Origin of the sequence: Kutzneria sp. 744 (assembly GCF_000568255.1) — a bacterium.
Lineage (GTDB): Bacteria > Actinomycetota > Actinomycetes > Mycobacteriales > Pseudonocardiaceae > Kutzneria.
The window spans coordinates 10,694,718-10,700,683 of sequence record NZ_KK037166.1 but is presented as its reverse complement, the minus strand read 5'-3'; the positions used below and the strand labels follow the sequence as shown (position 1 = coordinate 10,700,683).

The following is a 5,966-nucleotide window of genomic DNA, read 5'->3' as shown; positions in this document are numbered from 1 at the left end:
TGTGCTCCTCGCGCTCCTGCTCGGCGCGGGCCGCTTCCGCCGGATCCGTCAAGGCTTCCGTCCGCCGCATCAGCTCGGCCTCACGCGGATCGAGATGCGCTCCGTCGCCGCGCAACGCCTCGAAATCCTCATTCAGCCGCGGCGGCAGCGCCTCGCCGGCCGGCCGCTCCGCCGGCAGCCGCTCGGCCAGTTGACGCTGCTGCTCGATCGTCTGCTGGTCGGTGAACTCCGTGCGCGCCTGGTCAGCCAGGCGTGCCTCCTCCGGGCTCCGCGCGTTCTCCGACTGCCGGAACAGCTCCTCCCGCCGCGCGTCGTCAGGACGCGGAAACGCCCTCCGCAACGCCTCGAACCGCCGCTCCTCCGGCGTCAGCTTGTTGTGCTCGGCCAACTCCCGCAGCACATGCGCCCGCTCCTCCTCGGTCTTGGCGTCGTCCAGCCGCCGCCGCAGCTCATCGCCGTGAGGGTCGTGCGCGCTCCCGTCGCGCAGCGCCGCCAGCCCCTGGTCCAGATCGACCTTGGGGGCGCCCGCCCGCACCTTGTCCATGCCCCGCCGCAGTTCGCTGTCACGATCGAACTCCGCCAGGTCGGCTCGGGCCTTGGCCGCCTCTTCCCCGGACCGCGCCTCTTCCTCCATGGCGTTGACCCGCCGTCGCATGTGAGCCGCGCCGGGGTCGACCTGCCCCAGCTGATCGAGCCGCTCCCGCATCTGCTGGTGCCAAGCCAGGTCTTCCCGCAGGTGTTCCCGCATCGCCGGGTCGTCGACCGACGTCAACTCGCGGCGAAGCTTCTCCACGGCGGGGTCGAACGACCGGGGAGCGTCCTCGCCGGTGAGCACCTCGGGGGGAAGGTGCCGTTCCACGAACGCGGCGTACTCCCGCAGTGCACTGTCCACCAACGCCGGATTGCCGGCCCGCCGAGCCTGCTTGACGCCGTCCACCTTGGACGACCACGCCTTCCGGTCGACCTCCAACTGGTGCAGCGGCGAGAACCCGTTGCGCAGGTGGGCGTCGAACCCCGCCAGCTTCTTGTCGAGCAGCCCGCTCTCCACCGCCGCCCGGAGCGCCTCCAGCCGCGGCAGCGTGTGCTCCCAGCCGCCGCCGTCGGCCGCTTCGCGGGCCGACTCGACCAGTGGCCGCCACTGTTCCTCGGGCAGGCCGGCTTTCCGCGCGACGCCGCCGAGTTCGTTGATATGGGCTTTCATCTCCGGCCGCAGGGAGCCGATCGGGTCGTTCCGCGCCACCGGGAGATCCCCGAGCAGTGCCGCCGGGGACGGGTCCGGCAAGACCTCCGGATCGCGCCATGTCGGGGCGTCCGGCAGGTCGATGTGCTCGTCGTCCGCGACGTGGGTGTCCGCCGGCATGAGCTCGTCGTCGCGCGGCTTGGCGTTGTCGGCGCCGGCGTGCTCCGTGGCGGGATGCTCGGTGGCGGGATGCTCGCCGCTCGGGTGCCGCACCGGCTCGTCCGAGGGACGGGAACTGAGGAATTCACCCAGTGACGCTCGCGAGGGCCGCTCGGGACCTGTCCCGGCCGTGTGCTCGGGCTCCGGCGTCGCACGTCCGGCAGGCGCCTGCTCGTCGGCCGGACGCGCCGGGCCTGGATCCGCCGGCCCACGCCCTGTCTCGACCGTCGGACGCTTGCTGGTGGCAGGCGGGGCGGCGGGAGTCGAACGGTCCGGCGTGGACGATGCCATCGACGCGGCCGCGCGGCCGGGCGTGGAGGGGCTGGACGCGTCGGTGGCGGCAGGTTGGGCGGTCGGCTCCGGCTTGAAGGTTTCCTGATCGGTGGGAGTCGTGCGGCCCGCATCCCCGGACACGACGGTGTTCGCCGGCGTGGTCGCTTTCGCGGGAGTGCTCACGTCCCCAGGCTTGGCGGTGTCCGCGGGCGGAGTCGTGCCACCCGGCCGCAGGGTGTCCGCGGCGCTCTGGCTCTCCGGGCGCGTGCTCGGCGCCGAACCGTCGGGCTTCGCGACAGGCGACTGACCGTTGGCGTCGACGGAAGACTGGCCGACAGGCGTGTGATCCCGCACCACCGGATCACCGGCAGGGCTCCGGCCGGTACTGCCCGGAGCGGTGTCCGAAGGCCTCGTCACATTCGCGGGCGACGTCGTGCCATCCGGACGCGTGCTCGACGCCGAACCGTCGGGCTTCGCGACAGGCGACTGACCGTTGGCGTCGACGGAAGACTGGCCGACAGGCGTGTGATCCCGCACCACCGGATCACCGGCAGGGCTCCGGCCGGTACTGCCCGGAGCGGTGTCCGAAGGCCTCGTCACATTCGCGGGCGACGTCGTGCCATCCGGACGCGTGCTCGACGCCGAACCGTCGGGCTTCGCGACAGGCGACTGACTGTCCGTCTGAACCGGAGACTGACCGGCAGGCGTGCGATCCCGCACCACCGGATCACCACCCCGAGGCCCACCCGTCACCGACGGGCTCCTGCCGTCCGACGCCGGCGGCTGCGGCTGCCCGCCGTCACGGACCGGCCCACCACCAGACGGACCGGCCGAATCACCCGCAGAGCTCCGGCCGGGGACGCCGGACGCAGCGGAGTCCGCCGGCCTCGTCACGTTCGCGGGCGCAGGCGTGTCGCCGGAACGCTGGGTACCCGCGGCGCTCTGGCTCTCCGGGCGCGTGCTCGGCGCCGAACCGTCGGGCTTCGCGACAGGCGTCCGACTGTCCGTCTGAACCGGCGACTGGCCGGCAGGCGTGCGATCCCGCACCAACGGATCACCGGCAGGGCTCCGGCCGGTGTTGCCGGGACCGGAATCCGCAGGCTTCGTCACACCCGCAGGCGAAGCGGTGTCGCCGGGACGCTGCGGGCCCGACGCGACCGTCGGCGGCGTGCTCCTGCCTTCCGACGCCGATTGCCGCGGCCCACCGTCACGACTCGACGAAGGAGCATCCACCGCCTCGCGATCTGCCCCACGACCGGACGGACCGGCCGAATCACCGGCAGGGCTCCGGCCGGGGACGCCAGACGCAGTGGAGTCCGCAGGCCTCGTCGTATTCATGGGCGACGTCGTGCCATCCGGGCGCGTGCTCGGCGCCGAACCGTCGGGCTTCGCGACAGGCGTCCGACTGTCCGTCTGAACCGGAGACTGGCCGGCAGGCGTGCGATCCCGCGCCACCGGATCACCGGTCCCCGGCCCGCCCGCGTTCGCTGTGCCCCTGCCGTTCGACGCCGACTGCCGCGCCCCACCGTCAGCTCCCACGGTCTCACGACCAGACGGACCGGCCGAATCACCGGATCGGCTCGACGGCGCGACATCGGACGTGCCCCGAACCGGCGCCTGGCCGGTCTGCCCGCCGTTGTCCGTGGTGTGGCCGCCATCCGACGACGTGGGCCGGCTGGACGTCCCAGGATCCGCCGCGCCCGGCGTCTTCGTGCCCGCCGTCTTCGCGTCCGATGTGGACGGCACGGTGGCACGACTTCCGTTGCCGTCAGCGGCTTTTGTGCCGTCCGAGGACGGAGCACCGCTCGTCTTCGGCTCGGCGGTGGTGTGGACGTCTTCGCCGCGCCCTGGCGTGGCGGACGAGCTGCGGTCCGCGGAGGAAGTCGGCGGCGCGCTGCCCGAGGTCGTCTGGTTTGACGCGGTCCGGCTGCCAGGAGAGGTGTCGCGGCCGCCGGACGGCGCGGTCTCCCCGGTGCCGTTCGAGCCGGACGAGGTCGACTGCGCCGGGCTGCGGCCGGACTGGGGTGCGGGTTGTCTCCCGCCGCGTGGTGGTGTCGTGTTGACTCGAAGTACCCCGGGCGACCGCTTTCCTGGTTCGGCGTGCCCGTCCCGCGGAGCACTGGACTGCGTGGGCACAGTCGAATGGCTCGACGAGCTGCCACCACCGTTGGAAGTCGACGGAGATTTGGTGAACCCTGCTCCGATCTGCTGTCCTCCCGGTGTGCGCACCGGCGTCGTCTCGTGCGCGACGGTTGGCTCCACGGTCGGCAACGTGCTCCCGACCGGCGGGACCGACAGCGGATGATCGAGATTGAGCGGCGGCACGTCCACGTGCGGACGCTCGTGGCCGCCACCGTGATCGAAAGCGCCCAGAATGCCGTCGGACGCATTGCCGCCGGGCTGATGCGTGGCGGTGTTGATCAGCGGGTTGCTCGCGGCCGCGGCCGCGATCTGCAACACGCTGTTGCCGAACTTGCCGAACGGGCGCACGGATCGGGGAAGGGCCCGCCCCAGGCCACCGCCCAACCCGCCCGCGAACTCGGCGAGACCGGCCAGCGCACCACCGATGGCGCCGCCGATCGCGTCGCCCTTCAACGACTGCTTGTCGAACCCGTGCCGATGCCCAGCCTTGATCTGGCCGAACTGAATCGCGGCATCGAGGCCCGTCAGCAAGCCGGCGCCGATCGCCGCGTTGACCACCACCTTGAGCAGGACCTGCTGCGCGATCTTCGCCAGCCCCGCCTCCATCAGCTTCGCGAGCAGCTCGCGCAACAGGAACCCGATACCGACCCGCGCCGCGGCGATGACGCCGGGCGCGAAGATCGAGCCGAACAGCGAGGCGAACAGCGACGCCAGCGTCGAGGCCAGAACACCCAGCATCACAATAATCATGATCTTGGTTTTCTGAATGTCCGAAGCGCCGTTGTCCAGCGCGTCGGCCAGGCCTCCCATGGACGTCACCAGACTGCTGAGCACCGTCTGAAGATCGTTCTGTCCGGTGCCGGTGAAGTATCCGTTGAGACTGTCTCCGTACTCACCCTTGATCGACTCACCGAACGCCGCAGCGTCGGACGTCAGGTCGGACGACAGCGACGTGAGTTCGTCCGAGAACTCGCGCCACACGTCGGCCAGGTGCCACATGTCCTCTTCGTTGCCCTCGGGCCACGGCATGCCGACGGTGACCTCCAGCAGTTTCTGGAGGGCGCCTGGAAGATGCGTGGCAGCCATGGGACGGTGCACCTGTCCTGTCGGAGAGCGTCAGACGAGATCGATCACAGACCGTTGGCGTTGTTCTGGTCCACGGTCTCGAAGCTGTGAATGGACGCCTCGATACTGTCGGCACTGTCCTTGAGGTTGCCGGGTATCTGGCCGGAGTACTTCAACGCGTCCTGCGCCCCGGGGAGATAGGCCTTGGCGAAAGCCTGGCCGAACTTGTCATTGCCCCAGCAGCCGTCATAACTCCCCACCGTCGCCGTCAGGCGCGTCACGGCATCAGAAAAGCTGGACCCCTGCCCACGGAAGCGCGCGTTCGTGCTCCGCGCGCCATCAGTGTCGATTGTGGTCTTGTCGCTCATGTCACTTGCCTTCCCGTGATTCCTTGCCAGGACGACCGACGATGCCGCCGAAATCCTCACCGAGGAACGGCGTGATGAGTTTGTCGAAGACTTCCATCGGGTTCAGGTTTCCACTTGCCAGCTCGGCGAAATCGATGTCGGGCAGCGCCGGCTGCCCCATGGCCGCCGTCATCTTCTGGACGCACTGGGCACGACCGGCCCGGATCGTCTCGACGAGCAGGTGCGCCAGCTCGGCCGGCGCCATCGCCCGGTACTTGGTGCCGTTGAACGCGATGTTCGTGACCTCGCCGCGGCCGTCCAGGGTGATGCTCAGGGAACGGTCCTTGGCCCGGACGGTCACCGTCTCCTCGTCGATCACCCTCGTGACGTCGGCGAGCTTGCGCTGCTCCCGTTCGAGGGCGGCCAGCGCGGCCTCGCTGGCCTCGTCCAGGGACCTGAAGTTCGCGGCGTTCCAGTCGTTCATCGCGCTTGCCTTCCTTCCTCCGGGGCACTACCCGCGTCCTGCCAGGCGTGGTCGAGTCCATCGAGACGATCGCGGCCGAGCCGGCCCGGCGTGCGCCCCACGGCGTCCCAGCTGGACGCGTCGGCCCGCAGCCAGACCTCCGTCCCGCGTGTGGCCGGCACGGCGGCGGAACCGCCCACCGCCGTCGGTGTCAGGCCCGGCCGCATCACGCCGCCCCGCCGCCGAACCGCTCGGACCGAGGTTCGCGTCGGCCGAC

The 5,966-nt window shown here is 70.9% G+C and carries 3 protein-coding genes; all 3 read right to left on the bottom strand.

Annotated features, from left to right (window positions below; genetic code table 11):
- Window positions 1–4,900, bottom strand: a 4,900-nt coding sequence (locus KUTG_RS62655; protein ID WP_198047618.1) for a WXG100-like domain-containing protein, incomplete at its 3' end; no start/stop codon positions are given.
- Between the two features lie 44 nt (window positions 4,901–4,944).
- Window positions 4,945–5,247 carry a WXG100 family type VII secretion target gene (locus KUTG_RS48515; RefSeq protein ID WP_043726730.1) on the bottom strand — a complete coding sequence of 101 codons (303 nt, stop codon included), beginning with the start codon at window positions 5,245–5,247 and terminating at the stop codon, window positions 4,945–4,947.
- 1 nt (window position 5,248) lies between these two features.
- The gene (locus tag KUTG_RS48510) at window positions 5,249–5,710 is read right to left on the bottom strand and encodes a YbaB/EbfC family nucleoid-associated protein (RefSeq protein WP_052396333.1); all 462 of its coding nucleotides are present in this window, start codon (window positions 5,708–5,710) and stop codon (window positions 5,249–5,251) included.
- Between the last annotated feature and the right edge of the window lie 256 nt (window positions 5,711–5,966).